At 46.7% G+C, this 21355-nt stretch carries 15 protein-coding genes, 12 tRNA genes and 1 other annotated feature (1 of these 28 cut by a window edge); of the genes, 24 read left to right on the top strand and 3 right to left on the bottom strand.

Translation table 11 applies throughout. The annotated features are described in order from the left end of the window. Window positions 1-184 (top strand) — a sequence feature (mutual gap in cmsearch alignment for this rRNA model is longer than 100) (it extends 2484 nt beyond the left edge of the window). Between the two features lie 160 nt (window positions 185-344). The 14 genes from CEF13_RS25845 (at window position 345) to CEF13_RS25780 (ending at window position 5485) form a co-directional block, all read left to right on the top strand. Continuing rightward, window positions 345-420: transfer RNA gene (locus tag CEF13_RS25845), tRNA-Asn, on the top strand. A gap of 4 nt (window positions 421-424) precedes the next feature. After that, window positions 425-500: transfer RNA gene (locus tag CEF13_RS25840), tRNA-Thr, on the top strand. Window positions 501-540: 40 nt separating this feature from the next. Beyond that, window positions 541-615 (top strand) — tRNA-Glu (locus CEF13_RS25835). Window positions 616-640: 25 nt separating this feature from the next. Further along, window positions 641-716, top strand: a tRNA-Val gene (locus CEF13_RS25830). A gap of 9 nt (window positions 717-725) precedes the next feature. Next, window positions 726-799, top strand: a tRNA-Gln gene (locus CEF13_RS25825). 12 nt (window positions 800-811) lie between these two features. Beyond that, window positions 812-887: transfer RNA gene (locus tag CEF13_RS25820), tRNA-Lys, on the top strand. A gap of 13 nt (window positions 888-900) precedes the next feature. Beyond that, window positions 901-985: transfer RNA gene (locus tag CEF13_RS25815), tRNA-Leu, on the top strand. A 57-nt stretch (window positions 986-1042) separates the two neighbouring features. Beyond that, a tRNA-Leu gene (locus tag CEF13_RS25810) sits at window positions 1043-1125 on the top strand. Window positions 1126-1386: 261 nt separating this feature from the next. Beyond that, on the top strand, window positions 1387-3846 hold the full coding sequence (locus CEF13_RS25805; protein ID WP_166742922.1) for a phosphodiester glycosidase family protein: 2460 nt from the start codon (window positions 1387-1389) through the stop codon (window positions 3844-3846). A 267-nt stretch (window positions 3847-4113) separates the two neighbouring features. Beyond that, entirely contained in the window at window positions 4114-4971 is an 858-nt protein-coding gene (locus CEF13_RS25800) for an ABC transporter ATP-binding protein (RefSeq protein ID WP_102715285.1), read from the top strand. Window positions 4972-5125: 154 nt separating this feature from the next. Continuing rightward, window positions 5126-5200, top strand: a tRNA-Gly gene (locus tag CEF13_RS25795). 8 nt (window positions 5201-5208) lie between these two features. Next, window positions 5209-5285 (top strand) — tRNA-Arg (locus CEF13_RS25790). 34 nt (window positions 5286-5319) lie between these two features. Continuing rightward, window positions 5320-5396: transfer RNA gene (locus CEF13_RS25785), tRNA-Pro, on the top strand. Between the two features lie 15 nt (window positions 5397-5411). Beyond that, window positions 5412-5485, top strand: a tRNA-Gly gene (locus tag CEF13_RS25780). 69 nt (window positions 5486-5554) lie between these two features. On the opposite strand, the gene CEF13_RS25775 is transcribed toward CEF13_RS25780, so the two are convergent. Both CEF13_RS25775 and CEF13_RS25770 read right to left on the bottom strand, forming a co-directional pair. Beyond that, window positions 5555-5911: a tyrosine-type recombinase/integrase gene (locus CEF13_RS25775; RefSeq protein ID WP_102715283.1), complete on the bottom strand. Its 357-nt coding sequence runs from the start codon at window positions 5909-5911 to the stop codon at window positions 5555-5557. 44 nt (window positions 5912-5955) lie between these two features. Then, a complete protein-coding gene (locus tag CEF13_RS25770) occupies window positions 5956-6447 on the bottom strand; it encodes a site-specific integrase (protein WP_102715281.1) in 492 nt (163 codons plus the stop codon). 25 nt (window positions 6448-6472) lie between these two features. Here CEF13_RS25770 and CEF13_RS25765 point away from each other — a divergent pair, with 25 nt between their 5' ends. The 3 genes from CEF13_RS25765 (at window position 6473) to galE (ending at window position 8675) form a co-directional block, all read left to right on the top strand. Beyond that, complete coding sequence (locus tag CEF13_RS25765; protein WP_146022762.1) at window positions 6473-6826, top strand: hypothetical protein; 354 nt, start codon at window positions 6473-6475, stop codon at window positions 6824-6826. Window position 6827: 1 nt separating this feature from the next. Then, a complete protein-coding gene (locus tag CEF13_RS25760) occupies window positions 6828-7031 on the top strand; it encodes a hypothetical protein (protein WP_102715277.1) in 204 nt (67 codons plus the stop codon). Window positions 7032-7661: 630 nt separating this feature from the next. After that, window positions 7662-8675, top strand: a complete 1014-nt coding sequence (gene galE, locus CEF13_RS25755) for a UDP-glucose 4-epimerase GalE (protein WP_102715275.1) — start codon at window positions 7662-7664, stop codon at window positions 8673-8675. Between the two features lie 587 nt (window positions 8676-9262). Here the strand turns inward: galE and CEF13_RS25750 are convergent. Continuing rightward, complete coding sequence (locus CEF13_RS25750; protein ID WP_102715273.1) at window positions 9263-11377, bottom strand: glycosyltransferase; 2115 nt, start codon at window positions 11375-11377, stop codon at window positions 9263-9265. A gap of 224 nt (window positions 11378-11601) precedes the next feature. On the opposite strand from CEF13_RS25750, the gene CEF13_RS25745 reads away from it, so the two are divergent. The 7 genes from CEF13_RS25745 to CEF13_RS25715 all read left to right on the top strand — a co-directional run bounded on the left by CEF13_RS25745 (window position 11602) and on the right by CEF13_RS25715 (window position 21343). Then, on the top strand, window positions 11602-12135 hold the full coding sequence (locus CEF13_RS25745; protein ID WP_102715271.1) for a class I SAM-dependent methyltransferase: 534 nt from the start codon (window positions 11602-11604) through the stop codon (window positions 12133-12135). Between the two features lie 830 nt (window positions 12136-12965). Then, on the top strand, window positions 12966-15770 hold the full coding sequence (gene ppc / locus CEF13_RS25740) for a phosphoenolpyruvate carboxylase (RefSeq protein WP_102715270.1): 2805 nt from the start codon (window positions 12966-12968) through the stop codon (window positions 15768-15770). Between the two features lie 194 nt (window positions 15771-15964). Next, window positions 15965-17086 (top strand): S1C family serine protease, encoded by a 1122-nt coding sequence (locus CEF13_RS25735; protein ID WP_102716568.1) that lies wholly within the window; start codon window positions 15965-15967, stop codon window positions 17084-17086. Between the two features lie 515 nt (window positions 17087-17601). Further along, entirely contained in the window at window positions 17602-18168 is a 567-nt protein-coding gene (sigW, locus tag CEF13_RS25730; RefSeq protein ID WP_102715268.1) for an RNA polymerase sigma factor SigW, read from the top strand. A 165-nt stretch (window positions 18169-18333) separates the two neighbouring features. Next, window positions 18334-18978, top strand: coding sequence for an anti-sigma factor family protein (locus CEF13_RS25725; protein WP_102715266.1), 645 nt, complete (start codon window positions 18334-18336; stop codon window positions 18976-18978). A 150-nt stretch (window positions 18979-19128) separates the two neighbouring features. Beyond that, window positions 19129-19974 carry a diadenylate cyclase CdaA gene (gene cdaA, locus CEF13_RS25720; protein ID WP_102715264.1) on the top strand — a complete coding sequence of 282 codons (846 nt, stop codon included), beginning with the start codon at window positions 19129-19131 and terminating at the stop codon, window positions 19972-19974. Further along, on the top strand, window positions 19967-21343 hold the full coding sequence (locus CEF13_RS25715; protein WP_166742921.1) for a CdaR family protein: 1377 nt from the start codon (window positions 19967-19969) through the stop codon (window positions 21341-21343). The genes cdaA and CEF13_RS25715 overlap by 8 nt, the downstream gene beginning before the upstream one ends. The last annotated feature ends 12 nt before the right edge of the window (window positions 21344-21355 follow it).

The raw sequence follows: 21355 nt of genomic DNA, 5'->3' as shown, positions 1-21355 counted from the left end.
AGCACCGCTGGGTAGCCAAGTACGGACGGGATAAGCGCTGAAAGCATCTAAGCGTGAAGCCCCCCTCAAGATGAGATTTCCCAGTATGTAAGACCCCTTGAAGACGACGAGGTTGATAGGTTCGGGGTGGAAGCACAGCAATGTGTGGAGCTGACGAATACTAATCGGTCGAGGGCTTATCCTAAAACAGTTTGTTTGGACCCATACATCCGGCAGACAACAGCAGTAAGGTTTCAGCAAACCTACCTTTCGTATCCAGTTTTCAGGGCGTAAGCCTTGGTTTTCAACCGTGCCTCTTTTGCAGTTGAAGCTCTTGGAGACATTTCAACGCAAAAAGACGATGTTCCCTGATAGCTCAGTTGGTAGAGCACTCGACTGTTAATCGAGTTGTCACAGGTTCGAGTCCTGTTCGGGGAGCCATTATGCTCTCATAGCTCAGTAGGTAGAGTGCATCCATGGTAAGGATGAGGTCACCGGTTCGAATCCGGTTGAGAGCTCCAGCATACTTTCAACTGTTTGGACAAGCTTCAATTCGATTATGGCCCGTTGGTCAAGTGGTTAAGACACCTCCCTTTCACGGAGGTAACAGGGGTTCGAGTCCCCTACGGGTCACCAAATTATTTTTTGCAGCAAGAAACTGGGAGGCTTAGCTCAGCTGGGAGAGCATCTGCCTTACAAGCAGAGGGTCGGCGGTTCGATCCCGTCAGCCTCCACCATATCGCTGCTGGGGTTTAGCCAAGCGGTAAGGCAACGGACTTTGACTCCGTCATCTCAGGTTCGAATCCTGAATCCCCAGCCATTTATTTACTATGAGTCATTAGCTCAGTTGGTAGAGCACCTGACTTTTAATCAGGGTGTCGTAGGTTCGAATCCTACATGACTCACCATTTTTTATAACTTGCGCGTGTGGCGGAATTGGCAGACGCACCAGACTTAGGATCTGGCGTTTCACGACGTGGGGGTTCAAGTCCCTCCACGCGCACCATATTTTCTTTAAAGCTTCACATGCACCACAGAACTAAATAAGCAACACGTACCACGCGCGCGTATGGCGGAATTGGCAGACGCACTAGACTTAGGATCTAGCGGGCGACCGTGGGGGTTCAAGTCCCTCTACGCGCACCATATCATTAAACCCTTGGCGAACAAGGGTTTTTTGCTGTTCTTTTTTAGTGTTTTTTAGTAATTAATGAAATAACTACAGCAGCGGCGACAAGAGCATTTCTTGTGCCGCTTTTTTTATTTATTTCTTTTTATTTGAGTGAGGATTTGCTCTACAAACATTGACCCGCTTTATCATTGTGTATTATTCATTTTTATTCTTATGTTGTCGATATAGTTGATTGGGACTATTTGGAATACACATAGATGAGGGAGAATACAAGGATGCACTTAACAGCAGGCAGATGGGGGAAAAGAGGTATAGCTGCACTAGTTGTTGCAGCTATGGGGTTAGGTTATACGGGCAACGGAGGAGTACCACTTGAGGTGAATGCTGTTGGGACGGCTGCGGCTGCGAAATCAGCTGGCTATATTTATGCAGCAGGCGTTGCAGCTTCCAATGCTGCGGGCTCCTCACTATCCATAACGGAAACGAAGTATTGGAGCTATACAGCGGAAGGGACACTGCATCCCGCATTGTCCTTGTCTAACGGCAATGTGTTTGCCGCTACCGCTAATGGCTGGTTATTGCTTGTTGATGGAAACGGTAAAGAAATCAAGCGCATAAACAGCTATACAAGCTTGTCCGCGCCGGCTGTTAATGAGAGAGGACAGATTTTTGCGGCAGGCAAAGGAGCAAGACTGTACCAATACGATGGAGCAGGAAATGGCGGTCAGAAGGCAATCTTTTATTTCAAAGGAAAGAAGGAAGAGCTGCAGCCGTCCAGCATCGTAATCGATGGGGAGGGAATTCCCTACTATGCTTATCAGCATGCTATTCTGTCGCTGGATCTAAAGGGTGAAAAGCAGGCGGCGCTGCTGCCAGAGGGTGTGACGGTGAAGTCGCTTGCCGCAGGTAAGAGCGGCGCCTATGCTCTTGGCAGCAACGGCACGCTGTATGCCGTGCGCGCTAGCGGGGTTGTATGGGAGGCGGCGATGGATGAGACGCTGCTTGGGGCGAAGCTCGTCGCCGATGTCAGCGGCGGCGTCATGCTGCTTGCGGGCAAAGCGATCGCGGCGTATGAAGCGGACGGAGCAGTCCGCTTCACTCGCGAGCTTGCGGCGGCGCCCGCAGGCGGCTGGACGTCCCCCGTGCTAATGCCGGGGGACGAGGGAGCTGTCGTTGCCGCTGAGCTTAGCGGCAACGACATTGCTGCGTTCCGCCTCGCAGACGGGGCGGAACTTTGGCGCATCAGCGCCAGCGGGGCAGGCGGCTTTGGCCCCGCAGCGCTGGCGCCGGACCGCGAAGCCGGCCTAGTGCTGGCCGGCGGCCGGTCCGGCGCCTTGTACGCGATCGACGGCAAAGCCGCGTCGATTGCGTACACCTATGGCGGCAACGCCGCGGTTCCCGCGAGCGGCGTTGCGCCACAGGGCGGCGGACGGATCGTGTACACGTCCGCCTCCAAGCTGATCGCAGCGGGGCCATTCCGCCCCGTAGCGGTAAGCTATGCGGCAGCGTCGATAAAGCTGCCGCTGGGCACAAGGCTCCTGCTCACGGACAAGCTGAAGCTTTCCGCTCCAGTCGCTGTAAGCTACCGCTCAGACAACCCTGCGGTCGTTCGCATCAATGACAAGAGCATTCTAACATCGGTCTCTGCGGGAACAGCGAATATAATTATTGACGTTACGACGAGCGGCTACAAGGGTCAGCTAAAACTGCCTGTACAGGTTACGGCAGCCGATTCGAAGCTGAAGGTGAAGCATGAGTCTAAGAAGGTTGCCGTTTCGGGGAAGACGTTCACCGTTCAAACCGTGACTATTCCGAAGGGGATGCCTGTGACGGCCGGAATTGCTAGCAGGCAGGTTGGCACCGTACAGAAGCTTGCGGATATAACGAAGACCTATCAGGCGGATGCAGCTATTAATGCTACTTATTTTGAGGCATACGGCGGAATACCGGAGCCCTATGGAACGATTATCGCTGATGGCAATGTGGAGCATATCGGCAATACAGGTACTGCAATAGGGTTTACATGGGACGGTACCGTGCTCATGGATTCGCTGCGTGTCAAAATTACAGGTGGAACAAATGGTTCTTTTAAGTCGCCTAACAATTGGTATGCTTACTTCATTAATCGGACGCCGGTAGAAGGAAAGTCTACTGCTATAATGTTTACACCGAAGCGCGGAGCGAAGCTTGGATTTGCAATGGGCACTGCAGTAACCGTGCGAAACGGTGTCGTGACCAAAATCAGCAAAAAAGAGAATGTAAGCATTCCTGCTGATGGCTATGTCCTTGTCTACACAGGCTCGGAGGAGACGCTGGCATCGCGCTTTCAAGTAGGCACAGTAGTCGACTATAAAGTCGAAATGACGAATCTGTCAGGCCAGCCTATCGATTGGTCTCGCGTTCATACCGCTGCTGGTGCTGGGCCCCGACTTGTGAAGGACGGGAAGCTAGCCGTTAACCCGGCCGAAGAAGGCTTCAGCAGTCCGAAGATTTTGACTGACTCCGCAATGAGAAGCGGAATTATGGTTCAAAAAGACGGAACGGTCCTGGTCGCAACAGTGCCGAATGCAACCATGAAGCAGTGGGGACAAATTATGCTCCAGCTTGGCGCACAACAGGCTATGAATCTCGATGGCGGTGCTTCCTCTGGATTATATGCGCAAGGGAAGCTCATAACTGTTCCAGGCAGGCTGATTAGCAATACGATTGTGTTCGGTACGAATCTGAAATGGTAATATAGTTTCATGTTTTAATACTGCATTAATTTGTTTCATACATTGATGTTAAATCAATTTAACGCAATAACGCGAAAGGCCGTTTCCAGTGATCAATGATCGTTGGTAACGGCCTTTTGTATATGCATATAGCATTGACATTCCGCTTGAGAAGCATTATCATCAAGTAGTGAATGATAATCGTTATCAATCTAAACCATAAAAAAGCATAATGAGTATATATAAATAATGTCTGCCCCCAGGCGACCAAAGGAGCGTGCATGTTCAATGATTCGACTAACAACTTCAGGTCTTGATATAGCTTATGATGATCGTCTTATTGTCCAAGACTTAAATATAGCTATTCCTCAAGGGAAAATTACAGCACTCGTAGGAGCAAACGGCTCTGGTAAATCAACGATTTTGAAAACGATGGCTCGGATTATGAACCCCTCCAAGGGAAGCGTGCTTCTGGATGGCAGATCCATTCACAAGCAATCAACCAAAGAAGTAGCGAAACAGCTGGCGATATTGCCGCAGAATCCGACCGCTCCAGATGGATTGACGGTTGCAGAGCTAGTATCCTACGGTCGTTTTCCATATCAGAAGGGCTTCGGTTCCTTGACGAAGGAAGATCGCAGCATCATACAGTGGGCGATTGAAGCGACGGGAATGAATGATTTCGCAGATCGTTCGGTTGATCACTTGTCAGGCGGACAGCGCCAGCGTGCTTGGATTGCAATGGCTTTGGCCCAGGAAACCGATATCTTATTTCTTGATGAGCCAACAACATTCCTTGATATGGCGCATCAGCTTGAGGTTCTGCATTTGCTTCAAAAGCTTAACGCAGCCAATAATCGTACAGTAGTTATGGTTGTTCATGATTTGAATCACGCGACACGCTACGCTCATCATATGATTGCGATTAAGTCAGGCACTGTAGCTGGCGAAGGAACTCCTTCGGAAGTTATGACTCCTGCTATTATGCGTGAAGTGTTCAATATTGAAGCAGACATCGTGCCAGACCCGCGTACCGGTGTTCCTCTTTGCTTGCCATACGCTTTAGCAGGCCAACCAAACGCAGACCAAGTAGAGCTGAGTGGCAGCATGCTCAATGAGAATAAGCTGACAGCAGCGGGTGCATAATGGTGTAAAGAAGCAGGAAAACCGCGATTTTACATGGTATTAAAAATAATTTAAAACTTTTTTAGAAAAACAGTTGCATTTTGTTTTCGGAGGTGATATATTATTACTTGTCGCCGCGATGAACAACTTAACAAACGGCTGACACACACGACATGCGGAAGTGGCTCAGCGGTAGAGCATCGCCTTGCCAAGGCGAGGGTCGCGGGTTCGATTCCCGTCTTCCGCTCCATAAATTGTGCGGCCTTAGCTCAGCTGGATAGAGCGTTTGACTACGAATCAAAAGGCCAGGAGTTCGAATCTCTTAGGCCGCGCCATTTTCCCAACATTAGACGCAATTCATTTACACTTCGGGACGTAGCTCAGCTTGGTAGAGCACCTGGTTTGGGACCAGGGGGTCGCATGTTCAAATCGTGTCGTCCCGACCACTAATCATTTTTTTTGCGGGTGTAGTTCAATGGTAGAACTTTAGCCTTCCAAGCTAATAGCGTGGGTTCGATTCCCATCACCCGCTCCAACTACTTACAATCCTGAAAGCCTTGTTTATCAAGGCTTTTTTTGTTTTCTTCTATTCGACAAAGCCTCACTACATTTGCTCCTTGGTGTCCATTTGGTGTTCACGACTTTTTTTAGGGTCCAATACATCGAATAAATCAGCACTTCCTCGGCTGACGATAGTCGTATCACGCTGCATATAGATATCAGTTGTTGTGGCTAGTTTAGAATGACGTTGATGCTCTTGAATCGTCTTCAGATCAGCTCCATACTCTCGAAGGAGCATTGCTGTTGTATGTCGCAAATCATGTAACCTGACACGAGGCAAGTTGTGCTTATCCAAGAATCTTCGCCAGGTTAGAGAATGCGTATTTGGATAGTATTTCTCGCCGGTCCCTCCATGGTATAATATTGCTTGTCTCCGCCTTTTCAGTCGTTCGGATCGCATCCCATCTTTTTTTTAATCCATTCGCGCTTATATGTTTTGAGTTCTTACATAAACCAACGTGGCATTGGAACGAAAGCTTCAGACTCTTCTGTCTTTAATTCATCCTCAACAGAACTACCTTCTTCATCGAATGAAATTTGTTTCTCGACATAGATCCCGCCATTCTCCATAACAACGGCTGGCCATTCGACGACCAACATTTCGCCACGACGGATGCCGCCTAGCAGCACACCGAGGAAATATAGTTTCCATACTGTAGGAGCCGTATACAGCTCTTTAATCACGGTGGCAACATCGTCTTTCGTATAAGATTTCTTATGAGACTTTAGTTCCTTTTTCTCCTTTTTATCTGCCTTAGGGCGAGATACACCATCGATCGGGTTCTTAGCGATCAACCGCCATTCATGAGCGCTGTCGAGGATCGATTTCAATGCCTTGTAAATAATGAGTAGTGTATTTGTACTCAGTGGCTTATCTCGCTTATCTTTACGTGCTTCAGGGCTTCTCAGGCTGGTTATAAACGTTACGATATGCATAGTTGTGATCTTATTCAATTGGTAGTTGGCTAAGACGGAGCGTGCTACTGAATTTCGCAGTTGGGTTAGAAGCGTTCTGAACAATATCCGAAAGACAGGTGGCCACGTCAACAATGATGATTTGTTTCTTGAAACGTATCTTCCATTTGCCGATGGTCAGACACGTTCGATGTTTCGCACGACATTGGCAACTGTTCGACATCAGAACGAGCTTATTAAGGTGCAACGTGAAGAGATCGACCATAAAGAGCATGTCATTATTGGTCTTGTCGATGATATAGACCTCGCTACGAAGCGTCAGCTACTAAACCGAGTAGTGCGAAAGGGTGTCAAAGATAAGCAACAGCAGAGGTGGAGGGAGCTCATACAAGCAGTTTGAAATGAAGTATCACGTTGATTTGCAACGTAGGCTAGATAGTTATAACGAGAGCAATAAGCCGAAATTGAGAAATAAGCTGGACTATATTGACCAGTTTCTTGGTAAGATTCCGGAATTGTACGAGATAGGCTGCAAGATCTATGAGAATGATGTGAATGAACTCATTGAGGAAATGTACGCGCTTAATGGGAGGGGGGTCACTTGAAGCCTTAATGACCACTAAAAGCTAGGACCTATGAGCCTTTTTAGATGTCACCAAGTGCCAACTTGATAAATCGTAAGCGTCAAATAGCCCACACCTATTCATAGGGCGTGGGCTTTGCTATGCTCTAATCCGCTTTAAACACGCGGCAGGTCAACGGAATCTTCGGTGACCACGGCAGCAGATCGTCCAGCGCCTTCAATATTGAAACGGACTAGGTAAGACGTAAGTTAGAACCATTACGAACGGCGTAATTTTCCATTCCTAACATGACACATCGACTATATCTAGGCATAAACTAAAGAGGGAAGTGCATCATACGAATGTCTTGTAACGTCGATAAGTGAAGCTGGTATAAATATAATGAATTTGGGAATGCCGGATCTTGCCGACACATTCTCGAATCGTTGGCTGATGGCCGCAACGATAGACGAGAGCGGGAAGTGGACAAATCGAGCGCTCACTGCTTTATAGGTTGTTGTCTGATGCCAGAGGACTTCACATTGGAGGGTCATATGATGTCTGCTCTTCTTAAAACGAAAGGTGATACTGGTGTACTAGACTCGGATTGGGTCGAATCCTCATCGGAAAAAGAGATTCAAGGTCAGTTCAATGCTTAACAGGAGTAAAACAATGACTATCCTTGTAACGGGCGGTGCAGGTTACATCGGCAGTCACACGTGCGTGGAGTTGCTGAACAGTGGCTATGATATAGTTGTTGTTGACAACCTGAAGAACAGTAAGGAAGAGGCCATTTGTCGAGTACGAGAGCTTACAGGGAAACCGTTTCCTTTCTATCATCTGGATTTGCTGGATCGCGAAGGACTCGTGGGTGTGTTTCGCGAGCATGCCATTGATGCAGTGATTCATCTTGCTGGATTGAAGGCAGTTGGGAAATCTGTCTCTATGCCGTTGCAATATTATTATAACAATATTTCGGGGACGCTGGTCCTCTGCCAAGTCATGCAGAATTTCGACGTGCGCCGTCTCGTGTTTAGCTCGTCCGCTACGGTCTATGGCATGCTGGAACAGATGCCGATTCATGAGTGTTTTCCATTGTACACAACGAATCCTTACGGGCAAACCAAGCTGATGATCGAGCAGATTTTGCAAGATGTGTACCGGTCCGACCAACGCTGGGCCATATCGTTGCTGAGGTATTTCAATCCAGTCGGAGCTCACGAATCAGGACGAATTGGCGAAGACCCGAATGGAATACCAAACAATTTGCTGCCGTACATCTGTCAAGTGGCGATCGGCAAGCTCGAGAAGTTGAACGTATACGGGAATGATTATCCGACCGTCGACGGCACAGGCGTACGGGACTATATACACGTCTTGGATTTAGCTCGCGGCCATTTGAAAGCACTAGAGCAGGTGCAGGTTGAAAACGGCATAGAGGCCTACAACTTGGGTACCGGAAATGGCTATAGTGTGCTGCAGATGGTGGAAGCGTTCCGGCAGGCGACCGGGCGCCCGGTCCCGTATGTAATCGAGGCGCGCCGCCCTGGCGATGTAGCAGTTTGCTACGCAGCGACCGAGAAGGCACGAGAGAAACTTGGTTGGACCGCAGAAAAGACGCTGGATGAAATGTGCCGGGATGCATGGCGTTGGCAGTCGTTAAACCCGAGAGGATACGATGAATAGAGAAAAAGACGCATATCCGATAATTACAGGTGGTATAATCCCTATCCCTTTCTAGTAGACAAGAGAAAAAAGATATTATATACCTCGATTAATTTAGTAAAGTAATTTAAATACAAAAACCCGAAAGACGGGCACTTTTTTTAAAAGTGTCTATCTTCGGGTCACAGTTCAGATGGACTTAATCATACGTGAAGTAACGTTCGTAATAAATCCCAAGTACAAGTCTGGGTGATAGCAGGGCAACCGTCCCCACGGTTGAATACCGAGAAACGGTTGCTGCTTAAAGGTGTTTTTTTTGTTCTGTATACTTGATAGGGATACGACCAAGGGGGATGTGTCTTTTTTTGCGCCACGGTTCACCGTTTAGGCACTGTCCCTTATAGTCCCTTCAGCCCTGTCGGTCCCGCGGTCTTGGAAACCTCTTGGGCCTCTTATAAGCAGAACTTCTTTTATTGGATCTTGTTAAAGGGGAAAGCCGTTGACGATTGTGGTTTTTCTTGAGGAGATCAGCCTTTTATACTTGCTCAAATGCAATATTCGTTTATCCATACTCCGTTTTTTGATATTCTCGAACCTAGCAATTTTCTTTAGTACCTTTTCTTTAACGCAGTAGCACTTCCTTTTTTGGTTTTTCTCGTTGACAGGGACAACTGTTTTCGATTTTTGCTTTTCTTTGAGGAGACCGGCCTTATATCCTTGCTCATAAGACGCATTCGTTTAATCTTACTCCTCTTGGTCTGCATTTCCAGAAATATTTGTTCTAACCGCTCGATTATCGAGTACTCGTTAAACGGTTCAACCGAAGCCTGAACCCTATCTTGATCCGGTAGAGGAAGAGTCCCTTTAACTACACTATTCAAAATATCACTAAGGGCCGATAAATCCTGAAAAGGAAACAACCAGCCGTTCTCGCCATTCTTAATCAGTTCTTTTAAACCCGAGCAGTCCCCTGCGACAACAGGAATTCCGCGCGCTAACGCTTCGGCGGCGGAAAGGCCGAAGCCCTCATAAGCAGAAGCCATAATAAGACATGTAGCTTCATTTACGTATGCCCACGGATCGGGCTTCCACCCTTCCCACGAGATTCGGTCTTCGATACCAAGTTCTTTTGCTAAGTCCCGAAGCATAGGTTCGTCTAAGCCGTCCCCAATGATCTGTAATGTCCAGTTTCCGTCTACCTTCGAAAGGGCGTCCAATATCCTATCTACTCTTTTCTGATAATTGAATAGCCGTCCAACATAAAGAAATTTGGTGTCTTTAGGCCGCTGGATTTTTTCCTTATTTAAGGAGACGGGATTATATAGGAGGTAGGTGTTCGTATTACTAGTCAATGAAATAATATCGTCTTGTAGTTCTTTGTTGATTGCAATATGGAAATTCGCCAGCAGGAAATTCTGTTTGGCCCTGATTGCCTTCATATTAAAATGTACCCAGCTCGCGATAAGGGGACGTGAATCAAAGCCTTCTACTGCGAATTTTGCGGTGGCAACATCCTTCGTATCGAGAGCGACAATAAAATCGGCTCTAGGCAAGTTCCGAAGCAGACGTCGAAGAAGAATTATGTTGCCTTTATTCTTGTTTCTTTGGAAAAGCGTTTCGTCAGCATCTTTTCGCACGGAGGAAGTATATATAACGTTTACCCCATTTGTCTCCCAATCTTTGAAGGTAGGGTGCTCCGAGAGGATGATTTTCACATCATGGCCTTTGTTGAGCAAACTATTGGCCACAGTGGTTAATACTGTTTCCATGCCACCTCTGCCACTAATTTGTGAACTATAAAAATAAATTCTCAACTTAGCCTGTCCCGACGGCTGATTTGTTCCAAAGAAATCGCGAATTTCTTTTCTTTTTAATGCCTGCTGGTAATAGACGTTACTCTCGATGATTTTACGATGTTTCTGAGCATAAGCCATAATAGAGTTGGCAAATTTCGGTTTAAAATCCATAAAGATATGAATGCTTCTGGCCACGCTAAATACAGCCTCTGGTTTAAAAGCTGGATTCATATGGGTAAGCAATCGATCCCAAGCAGTGAGTACTCCCAAAGATTTAGGATCGTTACTATGGGTAATAGATGCCGAGTGTTTCCTATAGAAATATAAGGGAATTTCAAGATAAGCTGGGTTTTGGACATAGGATAAAATGATCGGGATCGTGGCTACATCTTCATACCAAACCGAAGGAAATTCGACTTGTTCAAAAAGGGTTCGCTTAAATAGCTTATTACAAGCATAAGCTGGGTCAGTGGCATATATGACGATTTCTTTCTGGCTGAAATTCCGTCCTCTAAATCCCTTGGTTAAATATGATTTTTCAGATTTAGGGTTCGTTTCAATTACATCACATACGACCAAATCATGGCCTTGAGCAGCAAGATTATATAATTGTTCAAACATGTCGGGAGTGACCCAATCGTCGGAGTCGACAAATCCGATATACTCCCCTGTTGCAACACGAATTCCATGATTTCGGGCATCCCCTAGCCCTCCATTGGTTTTAGTGATAACAATCATTTTATCGGTGAACTTGGCTGCAAATTCATCAATGATTTGTGCTGAATGATCTGTTGATCCATCGTTAACGACAATAATTTCAATCTCATTTAAAGTTTGGGTGATTATGGATTGCAAGCAGCAGGCCAGATATTGGTCGGAATTATAGACCGGAACAATTATCGATACCTTAGGTCGGTTATCATGCATAGTCTAGAATCTTCCTCCATTTGGAATAGACTTGAAAGTACATTTTATGACATGGATGTCTTTGTGGGAATGCGGACAAAAGTACAATTTGACTGCCCATCAACAACGCGAAATGGAGTATCTAAGCACAAAGGTCTATCTTTGTAACACATCCCAGTTCCACCTAATAAGCTAATGCTGGAAGACTTCCATCAACGAGATGGGATGCGGAGAGGGGAACGACTGTGAAAGACACTTGGCACTTAGATTTTATCTTTCAACTAGCTAGCATCGTCAGACCAAAGGTATATGTGGAGCTTGGCATCCAATATTGTGCGAACTTTAATCGAATGATTGATTATGCTGATCAGCTAATAGGAATTGATATTGCCCACCAGGCAGGGGAGTACATGAGCAAATCGGGGAAGGTTCAATTTTTCCATGGGACCTCTGCTGATTTCGCTAAGAGATTGCAGGCTCAGCCGCTGCAGATCGACATGCTGTTCATTGACGCGGATCACTCGAAGGAGGCTGTGCTTGAAGATTTCAGACTTTTATTTCCGTATGTCGTACCGCATGGGATCGTATTGTTTCATGACTCTCACCCGGACAATGAATCCAAGGTGCGTCCAGACTGGTGCGGGACGGTGTATCAGGCTATTGAAGAGTTAGCGAAGGACACATCTGAATATGAGCTGGTGACGATCCCGGTCACACCCGGATTAACCATCTGCAGAAAACGGCGACAGCAATTATCGTGGCAGGAGAAGCAAAGGTAGAGGTTCCACACCGGGCCTCTTCCTGGTGCAAGGGATGCAAGAAACCGTCCTGAACTCATCCGGCAGAGGGAAATTATTAAAGTACTCCAACAGAAGGATCCAGACGTGAGTGCTTCTGATTTTTGGTGATCATTAAGAAAGCTCCGGCATCATACGCCAGAGCTTCAATTAATACTATTTAGATTCAGATTCGAGCAAAAAAAGCGGTGTCCGATTGGTGTTCAAGCCCTTCGAAAACTGAACCAATTTAATCTACATATAATAGAAGGGAAATTTTTACCATGATAGTTTAAGGCTTTATTTCATATTGTGGGAGGATCAGTGTAAGCCTTCCAAGCTAATAGCGTGGGTTCGATTCCATCACCCGCACCAACTCATTAAACCCGGAACCCTTGCGATGCAAGGCTTTTTTTGTTTTTACTTAACATAATAAACTTTTAAATCTGCATGCTATTTGATTAGGAAAAACTTTTTTTCAAAAGTGTGATGAAATCAAGAAAAGAATGGGTATATATTGAGCAAGTGCGTACAGCTTATATACAGGCTTATAAGGTTTTTGCTGATTTATTAGTATAAAACAACGAAATAGGATATCTCGTCCAATCCGCAGCTCCGTTTTTATTTGTGATTGGCTTCGGGGCTTCAACCCTGTTGGTTTTTGTAGTATGATAGTAGAAGTCAAAAAACGTTCATATTATTAAAGTATGCTTTTGAAGCGAATTTTGCTTCGCCATTACAAGTAAATGCTTACGAAGCGACTATGGCTTCGCAATAACAAGCAAATGCTTTCGAAGCGAATTTTTTGCTTCGCAAAATTTAGGAGGAACAGTATGTCGGATCAATCTGCATCTACATTGACGACCAACCGTCAGCAGGCAAACAATTTGCTGCGACGCGATGTCCGCTTTCTAGGTAATATTCTCGGCGAAGTTCTAGTTCATCAAGGCGGGCGCGAGCTGCTCGAAATCGTAGAACGTATTCGTGAGCAAAGTAAGGCGCTGCGCGCTGAATTTGTACCGGAGCTATTCGATCAATTTAAAGAAAATGTATCTTCCCTAAGCCCGGAAATACGCCATCAAGTCATTAGGGCATTCGCAATTTATTTTCAACTTGTCAATATTGCCGAGCAAAATCACCGGATTAGACGGAAAAGAGATTATGAGGTTTCTGCTGGTGAAACGGTACAACGCGGCTCCATTGAGAGCGCAGTACAAGATTTGAAGGAGCGCGGCGTTCCGATTGAGGATGTTCGTGATATTTTGAGCAATATTTCGCTTGAACTCGTTATGACAGCCCACCCGACTGAGGCGACTCGTCGTGCGGTTCTTGAAATTCATAAACGGATTGCCGGCGATGTCATGGAGCTGGATAACCCTACCTTGACTTATCGGGAGCGGGAGAAGCTGCGTGAGAAGCTCATGAATGAGGTTCTTATTTTGTGGCAGACGGATGAACTGCGCGACCGCAAGCCTACCGTTATCGATGAGGTTCGCAACGGATTGTATTACTTCGATGAAACATTGTTCGAAGTGCTGCCTAACGTATATGAGGAGCTTGAGCGCTGCCTCGGCAAATATTATCCGAATGAGAAATGGCATGTGCCGGATTATTTGCGTTTCGGTTCGTGGATTGGCGGAGACCGTGACGGAAATCCATCTGTTACTTCCAATATAACGTGGGAGACACTTACTCTACATCGCCAATTGGCGATTCGCAAGTATGAAGAGAAGCTTACCGAGCTTGTTGACTTGCTCAGCTTCAGTACGAGCCTCGTAGAAATATCAGAGGAGCTCAAGGCATCGATCCTTTCGGACCGTGAGCACGTTGAGCTGAAATGCGTAGACCTTTGGAGAAATACGAAGGAGCCTTATCGCATTAAGCTTGGTTTCATGCTGGAGAAGCTTGCTAATACGCGTGATGAATCGTTAAAAGGCTCGGCAATGCGGTATAACCACCCGTCCGAGCTCCGCGAGGATCTGTTAGTAATTGACCGCAGCCTGCGTCACCACTTCGCTGATTATGTAGCAGATACAGCTTTAGCGAAGCTTGTGCGCCAAGTAGAGCTGTTTGGCTTCCATCTAATGGCGCTTGACGTACGTCAGCATAGCCAAGAGCATGAGAATGCGATGACAGAGATTTTGGCGAAGATGAATGTCGTAGCCGATTATGCATCGCTTTCAGAAGAAGAGAAGACGGACCTGCTTCACCGCCTTCTGAATGATCCGCGCCCGCTTACTTCGGGTCATCTGGATTATTCAGATTCGACGCGTGAATGCTTGAACGTATACCATACGATTTACCGTGCACAGCAAGAATTTGGCGTCAATTGCATATCCAGCTATCTGATCAGTATGGCTGAAGCAGCTAGCGATATGCTTGAGGTTATGGTATTTGCGAAGGAGGTTGGCTTATTCCGCAAGGAGGCTGACGGCTCTATTCGCTGCACACTGCAATCCGTACCGCTGTTCGAGACGATTGATGATCTTAATGCGGCTCCAACTATTATGAAGGAGCTGTTCGAGCTGCCGATCTACCGTCAAGCAGTTGAGGCTAGAGGCAATCTTCATGAAATCATGCTTGGCTATTCCGACAGCAACAAAGATGGCGGAGCGGTTACAGCTAACTGGGAGCTGCGTGTTGCTCTCAATGAAATTACAGCTACAGGCAAAGAATATGATGTTAAATTGAAATTTTTCCATGGTCGCGGCGGAGCGCTTGGCCGCGGCGGAATGCCGCTTAACCGCAGCATTCTGGCTCAACCGCCTCATACGGTTGGCGGCGGAATTAAGATCACCGAGCAAGGCGAGGTTCTTTCCTCGCGTTATTCCTTGCAAGGTATTGCATACCGCAGCTTAGAGCAAGCGACATGGGCGCTTATTACTTCAGCTCGTTTGGCGAAATATCCAGAGCAAGCACCGCAGGAAGAAAAGGAATGGGAAGAAATCGCGCGTGAGATTTCCGAGACTGCACTTGAGAAGTATCAGGATCTTATTTTCCGTGATCCGGATTTCTTGACTTATTTCAAGGAATCTACTCCGCTTCCTGAGGTTGGCGAGCTTAACATTGGTTCACGTCCATCGAAACGGAAGAATAGTGACCGCTTTGAGGATTTGCGCGCCATTCCTTGGGTATTCGCTTGGACGCAAAGCCGCTACTTGCTGCCGGCTTGGTATGCGGCTGGTACAGCGCTTCATCAATATGCAGGCGAAGATGAGAATAAGCTGGGTACGCTTCGTACAATGTACGAGCATTTCCCATTCTTCCGTTCGCTGATCGATAACCTGCAAATGGCTTTAGCGAAGGCAGATCTGCTTATTGCGAAGGAATATGCGGATATGATCAAGGATCAAACGATTCGTGATCGCATTTTTGAGCAAATTGAACAGGAATATAAGCTGACATCCGAGCTTATTCTAAGCATTACGGGGCAAACAGAGATTTTGGATAATGTGCCTGTTATTCAAGAATCGATTCGTTTGCGTAATCCATACGTCGATCCGCTCAGCTACATGCAAGTGCAGCTGCTCACCGAGCTTCGCGCATTGCGTGATAATGGCGATGACGATCAGGATCTGCTCCGCCAGGTATTGCTTACTATTAACGGAATTGCAGCGGGTCTGAGGAATACGGGTTAATTATTAATTTCATTAATAATAAATGGGGATGTGCCTGGAGTAGATTAACTACTCTCGGTACATCCCCTTTTCCATTTTGAAGACCAACTCTATTTTTCTTATGTTCATTTATAATCCGCTTAAGATTGATTTAAGGAACTTCCTGCATGATAGGTATATCGGAAATAGATACTTATCTTGAAAGGATGATAGAAATGAACGAGGATAACAAACGCGCAGCAGACTACGATAATCAATCAACGGCTAATTCTACCCCTTCATCCAATTCGACTCCTGTCACTACTTATATTTATGAATCCCGTAAATCTACGAATGAATTAAGAGAGAGCTACGAAAAAGAGCTTGGCTTGAATATGGATTTGATGCAGCCTTCGATGGGAGGAAGCAAACGCTCGAAGAGAGGCGGCAGCTCGGCGAGAACAATGCTTGCTTCATTCCTTATAGGTGCCGTCGTAATCGGCGGTTTATCTTACGCAGCGGATAAAAACAATCTATTTACCGGTGCGAAACCGCAAAGCTCAGGTTCAAACATTGTAAATGGCTCTGCTCAGCAAGATTCAGGGCTATCGACCGTCTCGCTGAATACAAGTGATGATGTCGCATCGATATACGCCGCGGCAAGCCCGGCAGTCGTTAAGATCGAAAACTATGGGGCTGCTGCACAGTCTTCCTCTATATTGGATGATCCGACCTTTGGTCAATTTTTCGGCGGCGGCCAATCGGGAAGAGGAGGACGCCAGCAGGAGCAGCAAGGAGGCAGCACAGAGCTGGAGCTGTCCGGCACAGGGTCAGGCTTCTTCTTTGATAAGACAGGTTATATTCTAACGAATGAGCATGTTATATCGGGTGCCAAGCAGGTTAAAGTGACGGTTCAAGGTTATGACCAGCCGCTTGTTGCGACGGTCTTAGGCTCCAGCTATGACCTGGATTTAGCTGTACTTAAGGTAGACAATCCTGACGGCAAAGCGTTTCCTTCCCTTAAACTAGGCAGCTCGGATGAGACGAATATCGGAGAATGGGTAATTGCAATCGGCAACCCATACGGTCTTGATCATACGCTGACAATGGGGGTATTAAGCGCCAAAGAGCGGCCAATCACCATTTCGGACGAGAAGGGCGAGCATCAATATGAGCATCTGCTGCAAACAGACGCATCCATTAATCCCGGAAACTCAGGCGGACCGCTTCTAAATGCAAAAGGAGAAGTAATTGGTATAAATACAGCAGTAAATGCTGAGGCACAGGGCATGGGCTTCGCGATTCCAACCACGACTATTACGAATGTGCTTGAGAAATTAAAGACGAATACGCTTTGATCAGCTTCTCGTATGTGACAGATCCAATGTAAGATGGGCTGCACGGCCGGGTGATGGTCCGAAAGATGGCATTTTGTGAAAAATGCTGACTTTCGGGCCATTCTTCGTTTGCAGCTTTATCCCTTTTTGTACTCATGCTTCGCCTCTTCCTAGTCAAAGGTCGATTAGTAAACTAGTCTTAGGTCGATTGCTGGTTTAGCGGGTAAAGTATATAATTGATTGTCGGAATGTGGACGAGGGATGAACCCGTGAGCAAAAAATGTCGCATTGCTGCATTAGATAGCAGTTGTCGTAATGGAAGCATGCTAATTGCAGCATTTAGTTATAATAGTTCTACAAAGATCGAGATAGTTGAATCATGCTATCGTTCTATAATAGGCATCGGGGATTACATACCGTTTTTTTATATATTTTACTGAGCGAACGCAGTCTGAATTTAATTCGGGCTAGGAATCGGCGTTGATGGCGATAGCTGCATGACGATTGGCTGAACGAAAAGGTTTGGAGGAGTTAAGGTGAATGTATTGGAAGCACGCCTGGCGCGATTAGCGCTGAAAGGCGATCAGCAGGCATTTGCTGAGCTTGTAGACCTCTATCAAGATAAGCTCTTTCATATGGCGTATCGGATGTTAAACAGCCGCCAGGAGGCGGAGGATGTTGTCCAGGATACGTTTCTTCGGGTATATAAAAATTTGGATCGATATGATGATACGTTGAAATTCTCGACATGGATCTACCGGATTGCTACAAATTTATGCATTGATCGACTTAGGAAGCGTAAGCCAACCTATTCACTTGATGCTGAATCCACAGAGCATGAAGGCTTGGATGGGTATTCCATGATTCCCGGCGATAACCGAACACCAGAATCGGAGCTGCTGCTATCGGATACGCAGCGGATTATTCACGCCGCGATCGCATCGCTGCCACCTAAGTACAAGACGGTAATGATGCTTCGCTATATGCAGGATTTATCACTGCAGGAGATTGGCGATGTGCTCGATATGCCCGTGACAACGATTAAGACGCGTGTGCATAGGGGAAGGGAGTTTCTCCGCAAAAAGCTTGAACATAAACTTTAAGCTGCGAAGAGGCTTGTTTTTTGTTGAATAGGGAGAGAATTATAGGAGTAAGCTCCCAATCTTCTTCTTTTTCAAAAAAAAGTGAAACATCCCTTCACGCATAACGTATCCTAATAACGAGAATAGAACTTATGCGCGAGCAATGGAAAGAAAGGACTGGCTGCTATGAATTGCAACGTCGCCATCGTATGGATGCATGACTATTTGGACGGTGAGCTGTCGCGTGAAGATATCCTAACGTTAAACACTCATTTACTTTCCTGTCCGGCTTGTCGCAGCCGGTTTGAACAGCTCCAGATGACGGACGCTGCCGCGTTCCAAACTTTAGAAGCGATTAAGCCTGCCATGGATTATGACAAGAAGGCATCCGAGCAATTAACACAAAGGATCATGCAACAGTTGCCGAAGCAGAAGAGCAAGCAGCGGAACGGGGTCGTTCGGTTTATTTTTCGTTACCCTGGCGTTACAGCTGCTGCTGTTTTCGTACTCGTTATGCTTGGGAGCTTTTTCACGATGTGGGAAGGGGATACCAAGCTTGTCGTAGCTGGCCAAGGCGAGGATCTTCAGCACATCATTATAGAAGGAACAACCGTTATCGTACCCGAGGGCGTGCATTTGAAAGGTGATTTGACTGTAGAGAATGGGGTAGCTGACGTAAAGGGCGAGATAGACGGCAACGTAACCGTTATCGACGGAACCTTGAACCTTGCTTCAACAGGTCATATTGCAGGACAGAGCCGGACAATCGATCAAGCGCTCGATTGGTTTTGGTATAAGGTGACGCAAACTTTTGGCGGTAACGCTCGTTAATTCAGACTGCCTCCCTGATTAAAGGGGGGCGTTTTTTTAATTTATTTAATTTATTTTAAAAAAAAGGATTTCTAACCCCACATCTAGAAAATAATAAAGTTGAATACCGATAATTAGATACAAGGCGTAATGGCTGTTGGGGGTTGGCATATGAGTTATTTCTCGGATTTAACCTGGCATGACTGGTTAAAGGACATCATAGATGTTGGCATAGTAAGCTATATCATTTATAAAATGATTTTGCTTGTTCGCGGAACCCGCGCGGTCCAGCTTTTGAAAGGTATATTTCTACTCGTTGCAGTGTGGGCGCTGAGCACATGGTTCAACCTATACACGCTGAAATGGCTAATGAATCAGATGTTCACGCTCGGGATCGTAACAGTGCTTATTATTTTCCAGCCTGAGCTTAGACGTGTGCTGGAGCAGCTTGGACGCGGGAAGCTATTTTCGCGCTCCAATTCGCTTGACCGTGATGTAGTGAGCGAGCAAATCGACGGCGTCATTAAAGCTATTCGTTTCATGGCAAGCCGTAAGATAGGAGCTCTAATCGTCTTTGAACGGACCACTGGCTTAAGCGAACTGGTTGAATCGGGTATCCGCATGGAATCGAAAATAACATCGGAGCTGCTTATAAATATATTCACGCCGAATACACCGCTGCATGATGGAGCGGTTATTATACGCGGCAACCAAATTATGGCTGCTGGATGCTATTTGCCGCTTTCGGAAAACCCTTTTATAAGCAAAGAGCTCGGTACTCGCCACCGCGCTGCTATTGGCGTGAGTGAAGTAACGGATGCGGTGTCCGTTACAGTATCTGAGGAGACCGGGCAAATATCATTATCGCTTGGCGGGATGATTGTACGCGATATTAACGAGGAATCGCTCATTTCGAAGCTGTTCGATGAGCTGACGCCGAAGACGGATGCCAGCAGCAGCAAGAGTCGCTTCAACCTATCTTCGCTTTGGAAGCGCAAAGGAGGCCGTCATGGATAAATGGCTAAGTCATCCCACCGCTCTTAAAATTATTTCTGTTGTTCTCGCATTGCTTTTATGGGCGGTCGTTCATATTGATACAGAGAAAACGCCGCAGACTATAACGTCAAGCGTAGATACGAAAACAATTGAAGCAGCCGTCATCAAGACGGAGGGCTTGAACAGTGAAAAATATATTTTAACGGCTATGGAGCCTACTGTAGTAAGACTTGACGTGCAAGGACGGCTTACGAGTCTGATGAATGCATCCTCGGATGATGATTATATTGTTAAAGTAGATTTGAAGAATGCCAAAGCAGGAATACAGGAATTGCCGCTAACCTATAGCTTGCCGAAAGGAATTCAGCTCGTGCAGATGTCTCCTCGTACGGTTAAGGTGCAGCTGCAGGAGATAATGACGAAATCCTTCGAGATGCAGGTCGTTGCGGAAGGAACGCCGGCAGCTGGGTTTATAGCGGGTACACCAACGGTAGTTGCACCTACTAATGAGGTGAAGGTCACGCTGCCGAAGGAAGATATGAGCCGTGTCGGGCTTGTATCCGTTGAAATTAACGTTGAGGGTGCGGACAAAACAGTAGTTAACAAAAAAGCCAAGGTTATGGTATATGATACAGATGGCATTGAAATGACACATGCCAAAGTCAGCCCTGAGACTGTCCATGTTGAGGCGAAGGTCACTTTGCCATTCAAAACGCTGCCACTTCAGGTCAGCTATACGGGAAGCCTGCCTGAAGGCTTAAGTCTTGTTTCCATGAAGCCAGTTGTCGACAAAGTGACCGTGTTCGGTGATCAGAAGACGCTGGACGCGCTGCTCGTATATGACGGTGTCGTTCTCGATTTATCGAAGGTGAAGCAGTCCGGAAGTGTTATGGTCAAAACACAGCTCATTGACGGCATTAAGTCGGTCGACCCGGCTGAGCTATCGATTAATGTGGTTGTGGCGCCCAATATCACTCGAACAATGACGGGGCTTCCTGTGACGATTAATGGCGTTGCCGATGGTTTGTCAGCCGTGATCCGAACACCTGCCGACGGCAAATTCAATTTGACCGTCAGCGGCGCGGAGACAGTGCTTTCCGCCCTGAAAAACGATGAGATTAGTCTAATTGCGAACGTTGAGGGGCTTGCACCAGGCACACATGTTGTTACGCTGCAGGTAGACGTGCCATCCTATGTGCAGATCGTAAATGAGGGGCAATTGCTAACCATAACTATCGATATTATTGACGATCAAGCCGCCATGACAGATCCGGTCGAGCCGGATGATGGACATGGTTCGGAAACGACCCAGCCTCCAACGGCTACTCCTGATCCCGGCGGAGGCGGCGGAGGCGGCAACGCAACGGGCGGAACCAACACGAACACATAAATGATGAAGCAG

Source organism: Paenibacillus castaneae (genome assembly GCF_002884445.1).
In the GTDB taxonomy this organism is placed as follows: domain Bacteria; phylum Bacillota; class Bacilli; order Paenibacillales; family Paenibacillaceae; genus Pristimantibacillus; species Pristimantibacillus castaneae.
Note: the sequence above shows the minus strand (reverse complement) of the source record. Positions and strands in the feature narration are given on the sequence as shown.